This window comes from Maridesulfovibrio ferrireducens, assembly GCF_016342405.1.
Classification (GTDB): Bacteria; Desulfobacterota; Desulfovibrionia; order Desulfovibrionales; family Desulfovibrionaceae; genus Maridesulfovibrio; species Maridesulfovibrio ferrireducens_A.
Window position 1 is genome coordinate 43,476 of sequence record NZ_JAEINN010000005.1, and the last position, 18,348, is coordinate 61,823.

An 18,348-nucleotide genomic window follows, 5' to 3' on the forward strand; every position below is an offset into this window, starting at 1 on the left:
GAAGTTTTGCTACGCGTAGATATTTTCGTCTCCGTCAGATCAGTTTAAGTTGTTTCTAGGTATTTTGCAGAATCTAGGTGATGCTGGGCGATCCAGATTGATTGAGTCAGCGCCTTTTTCGATTTGAAGAATGTTATCAATAAAAAAGTTGACCAGAGATTTATTCAGTTTTCCTTCTTCGGCTTCTTCGGCAAGAATCTTTAATGCGCGGGCTTGCGGAGTTGCAGGTTTGTAATGGCGTTCCTGCGTGATCGCATCATAGATATCGACTATGGCTAAAATTTGACTTTGAATAAGTATATCATCACCCTTGATTCCTTCAGGGTATCCAGAGCCATCGAGTCGTTCGTGGTGCTGGCCGATAATAGTCAGGAGCTGTGAGAGATCATCATGAAACGGAATATGTTCAAGAATTCGCTGACTCTCTGCAGGGTGACGTTCAATTTCCTGTCTTTCTTCAGAAGTCAGATTGCCTTTGCGTACAAGCAGACATTTCCGCTCTTCAGGGTGCAGCAGATGAATAGATGAACCGTTAATCTTGAATTTTACTTCACTGATAGTGTGGATGAAATCCAGATCTTCCTGATGTGGACAAAGAGATAGATTTATTTGTTTAAGCCTCTTGTAATCAGGCTCCCATTCCTTTTGGTAGTGAATGCCGAAAAGCTTCATGCGCATGCCTATGACATCAAGCATTGATTTGGGAAGGCGAGTCTTTTTAGTAAGCACTTCCTCCTTGATACCGATTTTACCTATGTCATGAAGAATGCCGGAATAGAAAATTTCGCGCAGGTGCTCGTCTGTGAAACAGAGTTCATGGAATTTATCATCCTCTAGCGAGATGAGACGTGCAAAAGCAACAGCTAGATGAGCTACTCTGTCAGAATGTCCGGCTGTGAATGGGTCCCGGGCATCAATCGCTTCGGCAAGAGCTTTAAGGAGCGCGTCCATGAGGACTCTGATAGATTCAAAGTTATAAGCGTTGCTTATTGATATGCCTGCTACAGATGCCAGAGTGGCAACATGTTTCAGGTGGGCGGCGCTGAAAGCATTGACACATTGAGATGTCAGGATAAGAACCCCTTCACATAAATTAGGAGAAGGGATGGGCATTATAAGTAAAGATCTGATGTTATCACACAGCTTACTTCCGCAACGGCAGTCCAGTTTGACATCATTTAAAATTTCACCGCGCAGACTTGCGATGATATCTTTAAAAAGAGGGCATTCTACCAGCTTTTCAAAAGTTCCTGCATTGACCGCTCCGAAACTGTCAAAAATGGTAAAGCCATCTTCTTCGGGCAGGTATACTGCGCCCATTTCAGCAGGAAGGGCAGAGGTTCTGCATTCTTGAATCAGAGCGCTGATAACATCTTTCAGTCTGAGCGAATTGTTAAGCTCAACAATAGATCGGTGCAGTAGAGCCAGCTCTCTATATTTAGCGAGAGTTTCTTCTCCCAGAAGGCGTCTTGCTTTCTCGGATTCAATATGACCGGCCATGGAATATGACATGAATTCGAGAACTGCTTTGATCTGATTCCGTTCTTTTTCAGATAATTCTTCTAAATTCTGGAGAGAAACTCCAATGCTGAGGTCTTCATCTGTGGCGTTAGCTATAGGAGTGAAGATTGTTTTATCAAACGGATACAGCGAAGGGTCAGTACAAAAAACCGGAGTACTGCCAATGTAAATACATAGTAAAGAGTTCTCAGGCAGTAAAGGTTGTGCTTTTTTAAAAAAAACTTTCAACTTTTTTGGCTTAAGAAATTTCTTTAACCGTGTTTCCGGTTTAATGTGATTGTTCATGGAAGAGATCATTGATCAAGTTGTAGAATTGTTTTTGCAACTTCAAGAATTTCATCAGGGTCGAATGGCTTAGTCATGTATCTTTCCGCTCCAAGTTCCAGCCCATGCTTCCTGTCTACTTCCTGCCCTTTTGCCGTTAAAAGTATTATTTTAACTGAGGACAATTCAGGATCTTCACGAACTTCCTGACAGACTTCATAACCGTTCATGTATGGCATCATGATGTCTAGAAAAACTAGATCAGGACGCTCAGCGCGTATAAGATCTAGACCTTCTTCACCGTTTTCCGCGGTTAGAAGTTCGACATCATAATCATCTTCCAGTTCTTCTAAAGTTTGCTCTAGAAGCATTCTGATGTGAACCTCATCGTCCACAACTAGAATTTTTCCGGTCATGAGTTCTCCTTTTTGTTGCCAAATCGAGCTTACATTTACATATTGTAATCATCCTCTGCAAGAGGTAGTTTTATTTAAGACTAAATTATTGGACATTTATGTGTCTGATGTAATAATTATATGTAGTTATGTTTAAATATAGAAGCTTTTTATTGGTAATACTATAGTAAATTTTTTTGATTGATCAATCATTGTTTGATCTCTTACAATAATTACTGAACTGAGAATATATTATGATGCAATCTAAAGTTGATTCCAGATTCCTTGGTTCTGTTAAAACCTCTTTTTTTGTGTTTCCTACACTTCCCCCCCTCGTAAAGATGTTTTTGTGGTTTATTGCGCTAGGAGTTGCAATCTCGATAATCATTTTGCTTTGGAGAAAATATAAGCCGGTTTCATTTCTTCAGGCATGGTTTAAATCTTTTCCTCCACTTCGTGTTGCAATTTTAAAGTTTAAAAAAGGCGGAGAAGCTGTCACTGAGGAAGGTAAAAACCCTGCTGTCAAAGGCCCTTGGAAGATTTCTACTGATAAAGATGTTTTGGATTGGCTGGTAATGACAAAGCAGCCATTTGATATATCTGCTGAGCGATTAGGGCAGAGAACTCTTGCGGCAGTAGTAAATGTTACCGGAATTCAGGGTAGGGACATTGTTGTAAAGGTTAAAGATGTTGTGACTGAATCTTTGTTGGCTCCCGGAGCTAAAGTGAAATGTATTTTTGCTGAGTTACAAAAGAACGGTAAAAAAGTTAATGCGTTTGTCGGTTCTGTTAAAACTGTTTCAGAAAGTGGTGAAGCAGTTGTTACCCGCACATCTGCGTTCGGGTTTATCAAGCGCCGGGCGTTTTCCAGAAGAAAGGTTGCGGACCAGCGTTATATAAAGGTTAAGATATGGCGTCTTGACGGTGATGATTTTGATGTTGATTTTGTTTTAGATAATATGGAGCCGGAAATTATTATCGACAATAGAATGGATGTTGATGCTGAGCTAAAGGTTCCGCAGATTCTCGATATTTCAAAGGGCGGGATTGCTCTTTTAGGTGCTGTGCGCGATGGCGGTAATATGTTGTCCCGTAATGATAACGTTTTATTGTGCATGCTTATTTATCAGCCTAAACGTAAAACCTTTGATCCACATATCCTCTACTGTGAAGTGCGCGCTGCAAAATCAGCCAGCGAAGGGATGATCCGTCTCAGTTTTCAATTTTTGCGCAGTCTTAAAATACCTCCTCGTAAGCGGAGCACCTTATTTAGAGGACAAGCCGTTATGGCAATGAATCTTGCTCAACCTGAAAAGGAACAATAGTTATGAAACGGTGTTTGTTATTGCTTCTTTTTTTACTCGCTGCCTGCGACAGGGGTGTTCCTGTGACAGTGCATGAGGACAAAAATCCCGGTGTTTTTCCTGATAAAGTAGTGTTGGGATCCTCTCTGGCACTTGAAGGACATGCGAGTTATCTCGGTACACAAACTCTTCATGGGGCGCTTGCTTATATAAATAACGTAAATTCGGAAGGAGGAGTTCATGGTCGGCAGCTTAAGCTTGTTTCATATGACGATTCTTATGATCCTCCCAAGTGCCTCATAAATACTCAGCGATTGATTATTGAAGATAAAGTTTTCGCGCTGTTCGGTTATGTCGGAACACCTACAACTGTTAAGGTTCTGCCATTGGTGGCTGCCGCGCGTATACCTTTACTGGGGATGTTTACCGGGGCAAATGCTCTGAGAAATCCTTTTAATCGTTATATTATTAATGTTCGTCCCTCGTATTATCAAGAGACCCAGCAAGCTGTCCGCCATATGGTACAGGATTTGGGACTAACCAAGATTGCTGTTTTTTATCAGTATGATGCTTTCGGGTTTGACGGTCTTACCGGAACAGAATTAGCTTTGAAAGATTTAGGTCTTGAGCCGATAGCCCGTGGATCGTACACAAGAGGTTCTCTGGATGTAGCGGAGGGCGTTGCTCGTATTAAGGATTCTGGAGCGCAGGCTGTATTTTTAATAGGGACGACTACTCCTTGTATAAAATTTATTAACGAGCTCGGGGTTAATGGAGTTCATCCGGTTTATTATACAGTGTCGTTTATCGGAGCGAGAGAGTTTGCGCGTAATTTGTGCAAAAATGATGATGACGCAGTGATCATGTCTCAGGTTGTACCTCCCTTCACCCTGCCCGATGATCTTACTCATTCTGAAGCCGCAGATTATATTACTGCTCTGAAGCTTTCTTACCCTGATGATACTCCAAATCTGGTTGGTCTTGAGGGTTTTTTTAATGCCCGGGTTCTTGTTGAAGGGTTGCGGCGCGCCGGGCCAGAGTTGACAAGGGATAAATTTATTCAGGCTATTGAATCTATGAACAAGTTTGAGATTGCTCCGGGGATTACAATTTCATTTGACGGTAAAGACCATCAGGGGATGGATAAGGTTTATTTTACTCGCTTTAATGATGGGCGATTTGAAGTTATGGATAGTTGGGATTCGCTCCGACGGAGTGTTGTACGATGAAAAGATTTTCCAATTTGAGTCTGAAGAATAAAATTTTCTTTTCCACTCTAGGCGTAATCCTTATGATCAGTGCGGTTATAGCTCTTTTGGCTAGAGGTATTCTTGTCTCCTCTTTGACTTCAGAGCTGGAATTGCGCGGTGTCGCTATTGCTCACTCAATTGCTGAGCGGGGAGGCGGATTTATACTGGATAAAAAATATCCGCAGCTACTCAGTCTCGTGTTTGATGAAGCGACTCTTGGAGAACGGCAGCACCTCATTACGTATATTTTTGTGCTGGGCAAAAAGGGAGAAGTTTTATGTCATACTTTTACAACTCCCTTTCCTGAAAATCTGGATAAAGTTAATACTGTGTCTGCGAGCGAGCATAAGTCGGTCCGCTTAATCGATTTCGGTAAAAAATCGGCTTATGATATAGCTGTTCCCATCAGAGAAGGGTTGTACCGTATCGGAACTGTGCATGTTGGACTTAGCAAGGTTCATATTGATAAACTTGTGTCGACGTTGCGTATAACTTTCTTAGGTTTTATTTCCGGTGTTGTTATCATCATTTTTATCATCAGCCACAGGCTTGCCAAGTACATTACGAGTCCTGTTGCGAAACTTACACGGGTTTCGGATGAGTTGTCGCGGGGTAATTTTGATATCGGACTCGATATGTTGTCCAGTGACGGGGGGTGGGACGCTTCGCAGTGTCCTGTATACCATAACACTGATTTTCCGTGCTGGCATTTTGATCAGGCTTTGTCTGTAAGTGAGAGAAGTGTTAATAATAATAGAAATTTACAACAGTGTAGAAACTGTCATTTCTATATAAAGCGTCAAGGTGACGAAGTTGTTCAGCTTGCTGACAGTTTTAAAAATATGGTTTGGTCAATTAAACTGTATCGTCGTCGATTGCGTGACTCGGAAGAAAAGTATAAATCCATGTTTGATAGCGGACCGGATCCGATTCTTGTTATTTCCTGCTCTGATTTTACGATTTTGGATGCTAATCCTAGAGTCTCTGAATTGTATGGTTATTCCAAGGAAGAACTTATTGGTGAAGAATTTTTACGTCTCGGACCGGAGTCAAACCTTGAATGTATCAAAGCTTTTGAAGAGTATGGAGGGCCGGCCGGCTGTATTTATTATCCCAAAATACTTCATCTTAAAAAGGATGGAAGGCCGGTTTATGTAAACATGCACGCTTGTCCTATCTCGTATAAAAGCAACCCTTCGATGATTGTGGCAATTACTGATATCACTGAAATTATTGAAAAGGATGCACAGCTTGTGCAGGCCGCGAAGATGAAGTCGCTCGGTGAGATGTCCGCGGGGGTGGCGCATGAAGTAAATCAGCCACTCAATGCAATTAAGATGGGTAGTGAATTCCTGGCTCTTATGGCTGAGCGGGGGCGTGATGTTCCGGCTGAGCAGTTGAGTGAAGTTGCAAAAGAAGTAAGTGCACAGGTTGACAGGGCTGCGGAGATCATCAACGCGCTGAGAGCTTTTGGACGCAAGGCCGATTTTAAGACGGATAAAATTAATATAAACGAGCCCTTGCGGAGCGTTTTTACTTTGGTAACCCGTCAGTTCGAATTGCAAAATATTGTATTTCAATTGGATTTGGCCGAAAATTTGCCACTTATCGTTGCACAGGATAATAGGTTACAGCAGGTATTCTTTAATCTTGTAAATAATGCCCGTGATGCTATTTCCGAGAAGCGAGAAACTCTCGGGGTTGAGAGTGATGAATACATTAAAATAAGCACTTATGAGGAAAACTCGCAGGTCTGTATCCGGGTGTCTGACACAGGGGTAGGGATTACCGAAGAAGTTCGCAATAAAATTTTTGAGCCTTTTTTTAGTACCAAAGAAGTAGGATATGGGATGGGGTTGGGACTTGCCATCACGTATGGCATAGTACGGGATTACAAGGGTAAAGTTGAAATTGAAAGTGTGTCTGGAAAAGGTGCAACTTTTATAATCTCTTTTCCGGTTGCTAATGAAGAAGCGTAAGTTTTAGTGAATTCGGTTTTGAATAGGGGAGGGAGTGTGAGTAAAATTTTGGTGATTGATGACGAGAAAGCAACTCTAAACATGTTTAAGATGTTGCTTTCCGTTTATGGTCATGAGGTTCTGACCGCTGAAAACGGCGAAATAGGAATAGAGCTTTTTGATACTGAGAAGCCGGATTTAGTAATGACCGACATCAAAATGCCCGGAGTGGATGGTCTGCAGGTTCTGGGTAGAATTAAGGCTATGTCGCCGGAAGCGGAAGTGATTGTTATAACTGGTCACGGCGACATGGAACTTGCTATCAAAGCGTTGAATCTTGATGCAACGGATTTTCTGAACAAGCCTGTAAAGCGCGAAGATCTTGAAAAAGCTTTGCAACTTTCGGCTGAGAGGAGGAAATTTGTAAGCGGTAAGCGTGACGATGTGCAGTTTACTCTTGAAGATAAAATTGCTGTGATCAATGTGATAGGCAGTCTTACTTCAAAATCTGATGGATCTATACATGATGTTTTTGACGAGGCTCTTAGTAGCGGGCGTAAAGATATTCTGATGATTTTTCAGGAAAAGACCTCGATCAACGGTGGGGGAATGGATTCCCTGATTAAAGGGGTTGAAAAAGTCCGTTCGCGTGGCTGTAATCTTTACATTGCAGGTCTGTCGGATAATTTCCATGCAGTGTTTGACTCAATGGGCATAAGTTCTATGGCCTCAATGTATGATACTGAAGCAGAGGCTCGAGCTAATATTTAAGGTCGTTAAGCTATAAGTCATAAAAAATCCCGCTCAGGTTTAACCGGAGCGGGATTTTTTGTACTATTAATTCGTATTAATCAGTATTTATTCAGTTTTATTATATGATCTGTAGGTGCTCTTGTTACGGCGTAACTGAAACTTTCTGACAGCTTTGTTGTGCTCGTTCAGGTTTTTGCTGAAATAGTGTGATCCGTCTCCTTTGGCTACAAAGTAGAGGAAGTTATGTTTTTCAGGGTTAATGGCCGCCTTTAATGATTCAAGGCCGGGTGAACATATTGGTCCGGGAGGAAGGCCTCGATGCTGGTATGAATTGTAGGGGTTGTTTTTATCTGTGATATGTTTTTTACGGATATTCCCATCAAAGGTTTCACCCAGTCCATAAATGATAGTCGGGTCAGCTTGCAGAAGGTAGCCGCGAGTCAGGCGGTTAGCAAAAACTCCAGCAATTCTTCTGCGCTCAGAAGCAACTCCGGTTTCTTTTTCTACCAGCGATGCAAGAATTACTGTTCTATGAATTTGTTCGGGCGAAGGAAGAGTTCCGTTCCAGGCTTTATCTGCGGACCTGCGAAATTCTTTGAGCATGGTTTTAACTAGCGTTAAGCCGGAATCCTGCTTGGGACGGGTCAACAGATAAGTTTCAGGAAACAGATAGCCTTCCGCATTTTTAGCTGGAATTGAATATTTTGCCAACAGTTCTGGACTGAAAACAGCTTTTTTGAAGTCAGCATATGTTGTCAGTTTCGATTGCTGTGCGGCTTCGGCAGTGTTCCACCACGAAAGACCTTCGCGAACAGAAAATTTATGTAAAATGCCGGAAGTCGTGGTCAGTTTTTTTAGAATTTGCGGGGCAGTCATATTTGTCCAGAGATTGAATTCTCCGGCTCTGACTTTGTTTTCCTGTCCTTCCGCCTGAGCCAACTTACGGAATCTTTTGGAATCTATGACCAGACCGCTGTCAGCTAGTTTGGAGGAAACAGTCCAGAGGGTTTCCCCGGGAGTGACGGTGAATAGTATTTCCCGTCCATCACTTTCAGGAGGAATATTGAGAAATTCCCATGACTGATAAATGAACCATGAACCTACAACCATCATAACCATGCAGATGATGGCCAGAGAAGGAAGCACAAAGCGCAGGACTATGCTCTTGCCTGCCACGTTTCCAGAATTATTTTCGCGGCCTGGCTGTCCAGATTCTTCTTTCTTTTCCTGTTCCAAAGTCCTGCCTCCTTGAGTTCTTCTTCAGCAGCTACAGAGCTTAATCTTTCATCGACGAGATGTATGGGAAGAGTTGTGCGCCTTCCCAATGAGGTTGCAAAATTGCGAACCTGCCGGGTGGTCAAAGTATCTTCTCCGTCAAGAGAAAGAGGAAGGCCGACGACGATTTCATCGACCTTCTCTGTTTCGAATATTTCAAGAAGTTCGGAAAACAGAGCGTCACGGGTGGTTTTGACAATCACTTTGAAGGGATATGCGAGAATCCCTTCAGCATCAGTCATTGCAATCCCTATCCGCTTTGTTCCGAAATCTATGCCTATAGTTTTCATGGTTTTAAAAAGACGATTCCGTCTTGACGCTGAGCTTTTTCAAGCATCTTTTTAAATTCTTTGCGCCACTTTGGGCCACCCATGAGTTCTGCAATATATTCAGCTGTGTGCAGTACTCTGTTGTGTTTCTTAAGTGTCGTCATATTGCGTTTGATTCCAACTTTACAAGAAGGACAACCTACTAGAACAGGAGTCTTTTTATCCTGAGCGTGAAGGTCGCGTTCTAACTGAGCAGCCTTGCGGTCGCGCAGTTTATTGTAAATTGCAGGGCTTGATATCGCGCCGAGTCCTGATTCGCCGCAGCAGCCGGGAGAAAGTGTTATCTTGCTGCCGAGGATGCTTTCAAGAGCCTGTTTGTAAATGACAGGAGCTTTTGATTTGGGAATGTCAGTCCATTCAGTATGACATGAAGCATGGTAAATAACTTCTTCATTAGCAGATAAACCCTGGAAATCAAGATTTCCAGGATTGGTCAGGAGGTATTGTACAGCATCGCAGCGTTTGAGTTTTTTGCCGACTTCCTGAGTGAAGTCATATGACTCGATGGCTTCGCGACAGGTTCCACATGCTGTGATTATCGTGGAAATGTCCATTCCAGCAATGTGAGCCTTTGCTATTTTATACTGTATGTCGCTGATGTTGCGGTGACGGTTGGTATTGAAAGCTTCAACACATCCACTGGAGAGCAGCGGATATCCGCAACATAAATGCTTAGCCGGCATAACAACGTTCACGCCGGATTTGAGCAGCAGGTAAAGAGTTGCCATTCCGATATTTCTTGAGAACAGACTTGCGCCGCATCCGGGGAAGTAAAAAACGCTGTCCGGTGCGGAAGTGCTGTTCATAAACATGGAACCGGTCTCAAGCGACAGGTCTTCGCTGAGATTTTTGAAGTCCATCGCAGGCGTTTGGCTGTGTAGTACGGGAGATTCCATGCGCCTACGCCAGTGTCCCGGAATAAGTCCCAGAGCTTTACTTTGAAGCGAAGCCGAGAGGGATAGAAACTTAGCGACCTTTGGCAATCTGCTTTGTGGATCTTTCGCAATAAAACCGAGGGCGGCATTCTTAACAGGATGTCCTCCGGTCCCTTTATATTCAAGGAAACTTCTGATTTGCAGAGCAGCTCCGGCTGAATCAATTTTGACAGGGCAGACAGAGGTACAGCGTCCACAGGCTGTGCAGTGCTCCATAAGTTTCCTGAGTCTTGTCATAAGATCAGGAGATGGCTCTCCGCGCTGAACCTGAGAATAGTAAATTGCCTCAATCAGTGCGCCAAGAGAGATGTTTTTATTTCTCGGATGGTACATAAGCCCCTGTTCAGGATAATACATGGGGCAGACTTGTTTGCATTTTCCGCAGCGAGTGCAGGTTTGAATGTTGCGCAGAAGTTCAATCAGGTGTTCCTTATCTTTGATCGCCGTTTTATCCAGATCATTGATAAGCCTGTTGAACGAGAATGTGTAGGACTCAGAAGGAAGTTCCCGACGGGTCAGTTTGCCCGGATTGAGAATGTTCAGCGGGTCCACAATCTCTTTATACTTTCTGATTGCAGTGATTTTTTCTTCAGAAAGGTAGTCAATCTTAGTGATACCGATTCCGTGTTCACCGGAAACTTCACCTTTTAATTCAAGAACCTTTTTGAAAACGTCATCGACAGCTTCGTGTGCGCTGTGCAGCATGTCAGGGTCATTTGAATTAACCGGAATGTTTACATGACAGTTTCCGTCTCCGGCATGCATGTGGTTCGCAATGACGATGCGCTGTGCTTTGAGTTTCTGGAAAATCTTATCGATTTTCGAGTCAAGCTTAGGGAATTCTTCACGCAGCTCCTGGAAAATGTAGTGAACCTGACTTTCCAGTTCCTGATCACTCATTTCTGTGCCGTCAATGCTCCCTTTCAGGATGTTGGTGGTTCTTTCCAGAGCCTGTTCTACTTTAGGTTCTTCAATCGGGAATCCTGAAAGTTCTTTTACGGCCAGCAGGGAACGGCGATAAATTTTAGCCAGATAGATGAGGTTGAGGTCTTCCAGAAAGTCTGAAAAATCCGGGATAACTTCAAGCGGAATAACAATATCTTCGTTAACTTTAAAGCCGGAAGTGCGCTTTGCAATGGCGGACAGTTTGTGTCTGTCTTCCCAGAAAAGCTCAGCTTCTTTATCATCGCGGGCTGCGAAAATATCTACGGAATCGTAGGGCTGTACAATAGAAAGAATGTTATCCACGGCAGTTTGCAAAGCTTCATCATCGTCAGAATCAAGCTGAATTATGAGGACAGAAATCGGGTCGCCTTCATAGTTTACAGATTTCTTTTCGTACTTGATAGCCTGTACATATTTAGGTCCGAATTCTTCAAGGGCAGAAATCTTTACAAGATCACCTTCCTCACGGATTGTATCACGCAATGCAACAATATCCTTGATAACAAGCATAGCGTTACGCATGGAGCGTCCGAAGAATTCAAGACATAGTGTACGGGAGCTTGAAGGTTGCGGATAAAGAGTGAAGCAGGCTTCAGTTATGATTCCGTCCACGCCTTCTTTCTGTACACCTGGTAGTCCGCCGAGGAATTTGTTGGAAACGTCTTTTCCCAGTCCCGGGCTGCGGATTTCATCAGCAGACAGAGTCAGAGTGTCGAGAAGTTTTCCTTTGGCGTCAAATACTTCAAACGTAGCTGACTCATCACTGAAAATCTTGTGGCGGGGGTGATCCTTACGGAAGACTTCAATCAGGTCTCCCTTAGGCATAACCATTTTGTAGCTTTGAATATTGTCTATAGTACAACCGTATTCAAAGGCAAAAGGTCCACCTGAGTTTTCAGAAATGTTACCGCCGATTGAGGATGCAGATTTGGAAGCGGGGTCAACGGTAAAGAGAGTGTTTTTCTCCGCCGCAGCCTTGATTGCGTCAAGGGTGATTACACCGGCCTGAGCGCAGATAGTCATTGATTTTGTATCAACGCTTAAAATCTTTTTGAATTTTGAAAGCGAAAGAATGACAGTCCGTTCCAGTGCGGGAATGGCTCCGCCTGTTAGTCCGGTTCCGCCGCCGCGAGGAATAATGCCGAATTGCATATGATTTGCCAGACGGACAATTGCACGAACCTGCGCGGTGTTTTCCGGGAAAAGCACAGCGATAGGGAGTTCAATTCTTAAGTCTGTCGCATCTGTTGCGGACTGTACCAATTTATCCGGTTCAATGCTGATGCCGGAATCTGGCAGAATTTCTTTAAGCTTTTCGATAAGCCTTTGTCTGAATTCAATGTCAGCATCATGTTTAAGCCAGAAATTTTCGACCGCGTGGGTGAGTCTCTGCGGGTATTCACCGGAGAGAGTCGGGCGGGCGAGGGTCAGGTTTCTGGAAACACTCTTGCGAACCAGTTCAGGATTTATGAACGGGTTGTAGCGTACTAGAAAAAGTTCCGCAGCAATGCTTTCAGCGAGTGTGCGGACATTTTCAGGCCAGCCTTTAAAGTCGTAAGGATTTAAGCCGAGCACTCTCGAAAGGAGGGCTTCGGATGCAATAGAAATATGTGGACCTAATTGAGGCATAATATCTTACCGTGAAGTTTTTGTAGTCTAAGGGCAGAACTGCCCGAGGTGAAGAAAAAAAGGAAATATAGGGATCGTCTTGATGAAATGCAAGTCTCTATTTCAAACCTAAGTTATTTTTTTCAACTTTTCTTCCTATATTAATAGGCAGTCTTTGACTGGTTGTAAAGTCGCAGCTGTGTAAAAGCTTGACAGGCAGGGGTAAACTAAAAGAATATTCCGTTCCTTTATTTCGTTTTCAGAAGGTCGATGTATCTTTTAAATATATAGCTAGAATGAGGATGCAGATATGATTGGAGATGATTTCGCAGAATTAAAACTGTTTATTACCGGACCTATTTTGCTGCGCGACGAAGTTCGTAAAGCTGCTTTATTGCCTGAATATGGTCACCGTGACTCTGAAAATATTAAGCGTTTCGGTTCCATAATGAGCAATCTTATGACGATTGCGGGTAACCCTGAAGGGTATACTCCAATCATATTTAATGGTTCAGGGACCAATGTTCTTGAAGCTTCGGTCCGTTCGCTTGTTTCCGATACTGATAAAGTTCTTAACGTTTCGGTAGGCGCATTCGGTGATCTTTTCGGTAAGTTGTCTGAGGCTAACGGGAAGAATCTTATTTCGTTAAAGTTTCCATACGGCCAAGCCATTGATCTTAAAATACTTGAAGAAGCATTGGTCGAACACAAGCCGGATGTGGTTACCTTCACACATAATGAAACCTCTACAGGGGTCATTAATGATGTTGTTTCCGTTTGTAAGTTGATTCGTGCTCACGGGGCATTGCCTGTTGTTGACGGTGTAAGTATTTTCGGTGGCGCTCCTTCTACCATCGCTGAAGCCCGTCCTTTAATGTATTGTACCTCCACTCAGAAGTCGCTCGGGCTTCCGGCGGGATTCGGTATCGGCTTTGTCGGGGATGAGGCTTTGAAAAAGGCTGAAGGTGTTAAAAATAGAGGATATACAACGGATATTCTGGCTCAAATTACAAAGGCCAGATTGTGCCAGACGTTGACTACTCCGAATGGAACTCTCGGTAATCAGATGTGCGTGCAGCTCGATTACATTGTTAACACTGAAACAGTTGCGGTTCGTTTCAAGCGTCATGAAGAAATGCGTAAAATAGCTCACGACTGGGTTGCTGAAATGGACGGTTATGAGCTTTTCGCTCAGGACGGTTATCGCTCGCTAAGCCTTACCACCGTTAAAACTCCTGCTTACATGACAATTGATCGTTTGAAAGAAGTTAAAGAGCATATGCGTGGACATGGTTATCTTTTTGATCCCGGTTACGGTAAAATCAATAAAGAATTACAGGATCAGGGTTCGTCTCCGATATTCCGGATCGGTCATATGGCCGATATTATGCCGGATATGCTTAAAGATTATCTGGAAGCTTTGAGAGGAGTGCTTAGTAGTTTTAAATAATTAATATTTATTTTTTCTAATAAAAAGACCTGAATTTGTTAAACGACGAATTCAGGTCTTTTTATGTTCAAGGGACTTTATAAATTTATAATCGAGTGCTTGTTCATAATGGAACTAGAGTTAGGCTTAAAGTTTATTTAATCACTGTCCTACTAAGTTTTAACAGGTTATATCTATACAAAAGTAATAATAAAATAGCTTATGTGAAAAAACTCTCATAAGGTAAAAAAGCTTAGTATGCCTTGCAAACCCCGTATCTATGGTGTTTGTGGGAGATGTAGCGGTGGAAAAAAATGGTTGTAGCGTATTGACACGAGATTGGATGGGTAATAACGTTTTTTTCCGACTGAGTGCTCAGTCAGTTTTTCTATCCGGAGGGATGATGACCAAAATGTCTAAAAAGAAGGCCGCGATTTTGGAAGCGGCTACTGTGCTTTTCGCTAACAAGGGTTTTGCTGATACTTCTATGAATGAACTTGCCAGCATGACCGGAGTAGCGGAAGGGACAATCTTTTATCATTTTACGAACAAGGAACAGCTTCTTCTTACTATTTTGTCTGCTACCAGAGACAGCATTCTGGAAGAATTCAATGCGCATATGGAAGAGCGCGAATTCAAAACCGGAATGGAAATGATGGAAGAGGTCGTTGTTTTTTATCTTCTTCTTGCAGGACGTATGGAATACCAGTTTCTTCTTTTGCATCGGCTTTTTATATATCAGCTGGCAGAAAGCAGAACTGAATTCAGAGAGAACTTGGAGGCTATCTATAATTGTCTTGTTACACTTTTTGAACAGGCAATTTTTATGGGTCAGGAAGATGGTTCCATTGGTGATGTGAATCCGAGAAAAAGTGCACTTATTGTTTTTACGATGGTCGATGGGTTGGTGAGATTTAAAAATTTTAATCTCTACGACGCGGGAGCTCTGTTTAATGAGCTTATTGAGTCTGTTCGTAGGATGTTGAAACCAAACTAGAGGTGTTTATCTGATGCTTACTCGAATTTTTCCTTTTCTGGGCTGGTTCAAAAAGTACAACAGTGCAGCTTTAAGGGCCGATGTTCTTTCCGGTCTGACTGTTGCTTTGGTACTTATTCCTCAGTCTATGGCGTATGCACAGCTTGCAGGAATGCCGGCGTATTATGGTTTGTACGCTTCCTTGCTGCCTCCTATGGTAGCGGCTCTTTTCGGTTCCAGTCGTCAGTTGGCAACTGGTCCTGTTGCTGTTGTTTCTCTTATGACTGCGGCTTCGCTGGAACCTTTGGCTACTGCCGGTAGTCCGGGGTTTATCGCCTACGCATTGCTTCTTGCTCTGCTTGTCGGTGGATTCCAGTTCCTTTTAGGAGTTCTCCGTCTTGGACTTGTTGTTAACTTCCTTTCTCATCCGGTTGTTAACGGCTTTACCAACGCTGCGGCGATCATCATCGCATCTTCACAGCTTTCAAAAATGTTCGGTGTTTATGTAGATAAAGCTGAATTGCATTTTGAAACTATCATGCGTGTTGTCACCAGTGCTATCCATTATACCCATTTGCCGACACTCGGTATGGGGGTATTGGCTTTTGCCATTATGATGGGGCTGAAAAAGGTCAATCCTAAAATACCTAACGTGCTGTGTGCGGTTGTTATAACAACTGTGATTTCCTGGGCAACTGGTTTTAACCATGATGCAATGGTTGATATCTCCGCAATTCAGGATAAAAAAGCACAGACCCTGATTGCTGATTTCAATGAAACAGTGACAGGTATTGATCAGTTGGCAACAAAGCGTACAGGTATTTCCGAAATCGAAGATGAGGCGAAAGCTTCTAAAAACGTTATCGGATATTATGATGCTGAACATGATTTGAGCGTTGTTGCTTATGAAGCAAAACTTCTTAAGCATAAATCTCATATCTACCGTGAAACTCTTAGAAATATGCTTTTCAACGGAGTTGAGCAGGCTGACGGTACTATTCTTTTTTATCTTCAGGACGCAGTTCCTGCCGGCATGACAGCTGATGGGCGTACTTGGCGTATCAAGGTCGGCAACAAGCTTCTGAAAACCGAATCCCTTAAAATGATGGGTGGCGGTGCTGTTGTCGGTAATGTCCCTTCCGGTTTCCCGGAAGTCAGCATTCCTGAGCTTGATATCAAAGTTATACTCAAGCTTCTTCCTTTTGCTATTATCATTTCCCTGCTTGGTTTTATGGAAGCTATCTCTATTGCTAAAGCAATGGCTGCAAAAACAGGGCAGAGACTTGATCCTAATCAGGAACTTATCGGACAGGGACTTGCCAACATGCTTGGTGCCTGCACAAGCAGTTATCCGGCATCAGGCTCTTTCTCCCGTTCTGCTGTTAATCTGCAATCCGGCGCTGTAACTGGACTTTCTAGTGTATTCACTACGGTTGTTGTTGCAATTACTCTTTTATTCTTTACACCATTGTTGTATAATTTGCCTCAGGCGGTTCTTGCTGCGGTTATTATGATGGCTGTTATCGGGCTTATTAATGCTTCCGGTTTCCTGCACGCATGGAAAGCTCAGAAGTATGATGGAGCTATCTCCATCATTTCTTTTGTGGCAACTCTTGCTTTTGCTCCTCACTTGGACAAGGGTATTATTATAGGAGTGGCACTCTCATTATGTGTATTCCTGTATAAGAGTATGCGCCCCCGTGTTGTTGCTCTTACTAAAAGTGATGATGATATTCTTCGCGATGCGAGTTTGCACGGACTCAGAGAATGCGACCATATGGCCGTTGTGCGTTTTGACGGACCTCTGTTTTTTGCTAACGCAAGTTTCCTTGAAGAGCAGATTTCCAGACGTTTGAGGGAAAAGAAGAATCTCAAACAACTCATATTGGTTTGTAACGGAATCAATGATATTGACGCATCTGGCGAAGAAGCTCTTTCTCTTGTGGTGGAAACTGTGCGCAGTGCCGGAGTTGATATATCTCTTTCCGGATTAAACGAAGCCGTGTTGGCAGTGATTAAGCGCACTCATCTTTACGAAAAAATAGGAAAGCAAAACATCTATTCAAATACCGAAGAAGCGCTTTGTCAGACCCATGATAAAGCTCACAGAGACGGAACTGAATTAGATTGTCCTCTTTCAACTTATTGTCGCATACACAGCAACTCCTAGTGGAGGTTAATGATGTCTGATATCCTTATATTCAGCGGCCTGTTCTGTCAGGCTGAATCAGTTGTTAAGCGCTTGCTTGATGATACAGGCTGTAGTCTGGTTACTGATTCGGACTTGGTTTCAGAAGCTGCAAAGCTCAGTGGAATGACTGAAAAAACAATTTTGAAAGCTTTCTCCCCGAAGGCTTCGATCTTTAATAAATTCAGTCACGAAAAAGAAAGATCAGTGGCATGGCTTAGACTCGCTTTGGCCGAAAAGCTGGTTAAGGGCGAAGCTCTTCTTGTTTCAGGCTTTGTTTCTCAACTGCTTTCTCAGCCGATTTCTCATGTTCTCAAAGTCTGCATTATCGATGATGTCCAGAAGAGAATTGAAATCGCACGCAATGAAGAAGGCACTTCCGAAAAAGAAGCTGTAAAATTAATGCAGCACAACGATGAAGAAAAAACTGTATGGGTCAGAGAGCTTACCGGGAAAAAAGATCCTTGGACAAGCGCTCTATATGATATGGTTATCCCTGTCGGAAAAACCGGCGTTGATGAATCTGTCGCTCTTATTAAAGAGCAGCTTGGTAATGTAGCCGTTCAGGTTACAGATGAATCCAAGCTGGCTGCACAGGACTTCCTGCTTGCTGCTAAAGTTGAAACCGCACTTGTTTCTAAGGGGCATAATGTCGAGGTTTCTGCCAAGGGCGGAACGGTTGTTCTCGCTATCAATAAAAAGGTGCTGCTTGTTGATCGTCTTGAAAAAGAGTTGCGTGAAATAGCCGAGCCGCTTGATGGTGTTAACAGTGTTGAAGTTAAGTTCGGTAAGGAGTTTTATGCGGCTGATATTTATCGTCGCATGGATTTTGAACTGCCTTCAAGAGTTTTGCTTGTTGATGACGAGCGTGAATTTGTACAAACTTTATCTGAAAGACTTCTTATGCGTGATCTCGGTTCTCACGTTGTTTATGACGGTGAAGCCGCACTTGATCTCGTTAAGGATGATGAGCCTGAAGTTATGATTCTTGACCTCAAAATGCCCGGCATTGACGGTATTGAGGTTTTGCGCAGAGTTAAAACTACCAGACCTAATATTGAAGTTATTATCCTTACCGGACATGGTTCTGATCAGGATAAGAAAGTTTGTATGGAACTCGGAGCTTTTGCCTATTTGCATAAGCCTGTAGATATTGATGTTCTTAGTACAACACTTAAAGAAGCTTACGCAAAAATTCGCGAAGTATAATTTAGTATA

13 protein-coding genes are annotated in these 18,348 nt (G+C 43.0%); 8 read left to right on the forward strand and 5 right to left on the reverse strand.

From position 1 onward, the window contains the following. Positions 1-39 precede the first annotated feature (39 nt). Positions 40-1,806, reverse strand: coding sequence for an HD domain-containing phosphohydrolase (locus JEY82_RS06890; RefSeq protein WP_304084165.1), 1,767 nt, complete (start codon positions 1,804-1,806; stop codon positions 40-42). An 8-nt stretch (positions 1,807-1,814) separates the two neighbouring features. After that, positions 1,815-2,201 carry a response regulator transcription factor gene (locus tag JEY82_RS06895; RefSeq protein ID WP_092159727.1) on the reverse strand — a complete coding sequence of 129 codons (387 nt, stop codon included), beginning with the start codon at positions 2,199-2,201 and terminating at the stop codon, positions 1,815-1,817. 233 nt (positions 2,202-2,434) lie between these two features. Between JEY82_RS06895 and JEY82_RS06900 the strand changes: the two genes are divergently transcribed. Genes JEY82_RS06900 through JEY82_RS06915 form a run of 4 tightly spaced genes read left to right on the forward strand, consistent with a single transcriptional unit; the run spans position 2,435 to position 7,463 of the window. Next, positions 2,435-3,505, forward strand: coding sequence for a hypothetical protein (locus JEY82_RS06900; protein ID WP_304084169.1), 1,071 nt, complete (start codon positions 2,435-2,437; stop codon positions 3,503-3,505). Between the two features lie 2 nt (positions 3,506-3,507). Beyond that, complete coding sequence (locus JEY82_RS06905) at positions 3,508-4,713, forward strand: ABC transporter substrate-binding protein (RefSeq protein ID WP_304084173.1); 1,206 nt, start codon at positions 3,508-3,510, stop codon at positions 4,711-4,713. Further along, complete coding sequence (locus JEY82_RS06910) at positions 4,710-6,713, forward strand: ATP-binding protein (protein ID WP_304084176.1); 2,004 nt, start codon at positions 4,710-4,712, stop codon at positions 6,711-6,713. Before JEY82_RS06905 ends, JEY82_RS06910 begins: the two co-directional genes overlap by 4 nt. Before the next feature lie 36 nt (positions 6,714-6,749). After that, on the forward strand, positions 6,750-7,463 hold the full coding sequence (locus JEY82_RS06915; RefSeq protein ID WP_304084179.1) for a response regulator: 714 nt from the start codon (positions 6,750-6,752) through the stop codon (positions 7,461-7,463). Between the two features lie 87 nt (positions 7,464-7,550). Here the strand turns inward: JEY82_RS06915 and mltG are convergent, their stop codons facing one another. From mltG to JEY82_RS06930, 3 genes are read right to left on the reverse strand one after another with little or no spacing between them, the layout of a single operon-like run. Continuing rightward, a complete protein-coding gene (gene mltG / locus JEY82_RS06920) occupies positions 7,551-8,681 on the reverse strand; it encodes an endolytic transglycosylase MltG (protein WP_304084181.1) in 1,131 nt (376 codons plus the stop codon). Then, positions 8,603-9,010, reverse strand: coding sequence for a Holliday junction resolvase RuvX (gene ruvX / locus JEY82_RS06925; RefSeq protein WP_092159715.1), 408 nt, complete (start codon positions 9,008-9,010; stop codon positions 8,603-8,605). The genes mltG and ruvX overlap by 79 nt, the downstream gene beginning before the upstream one ends. Next, positions 9,007-12,558, reverse strand: a complete 3,552-nt coding sequence (locus JEY82_RS06930) for an FAD-binding and (Fe-S)-binding domain-containing protein (protein ID WP_304084186.1) — start codon at positions 12,556-12,558, stop codon at positions 9,007-9,009. The genes ruvX and JEY82_RS06930 overlap by 4 nt, the downstream gene beginning before the upstream one ends. 289 nt (positions 12,559-12,847) lie before the next feature. Here JEY82_RS06930 and JEY82_RS06935 point away from each other — a divergent pair, with 289 nt between their 5' ends. From JEY82_RS06935 to JEY82_RS06950, 4 genes are all read left to right on the forward strand, one after another. After that, positions 12,848-13,987: an alanine--glyoxylate aminotransferase family protein gene (locus JEY82_RS06935; RefSeq protein ID WP_304084189.1), complete on the forward strand. Its 1,140-nt coding sequence runs from the start codon at positions 12,848-12,850 to the stop codon at positions 13,985-13,987. Positions 13,988-14,369: 382 nt separating this feature from the next. After that, positions 14,370-14,963: a TetR/AcrR family transcriptional regulator gene (locus JEY82_RS06940; protein ID WP_092160366.1), complete on the forward strand. Its 594-nt coding sequence runs from the start codon at positions 14,370-14,372 to the stop codon at positions 14,961-14,963. Positions 14,964-14,976: 13 nt separating this feature from the next. Beyond that, complete coding sequence (locus JEY82_RS06945; protein ID WP_304084192.1) at positions 14,977-17,112, forward strand: SulP family inorganic anion transporter; 2,136 nt, start codon at positions 14,977-14,979, stop codon at positions 17,110-17,112. A gap of 12 nt (positions 17,113-17,124) precedes the next feature. Next, positions 17,125-18,339 (forward strand): response regulator, encoded by a 1,215-nt coding sequence (locus tag JEY82_RS06950; protein WP_304084193.1) that lies wholly within the window; start codon positions 17,125-17,127, stop codon positions 18,337-18,339. Positions 18,340-18,348 lie beyond the last annotated feature (9 nt).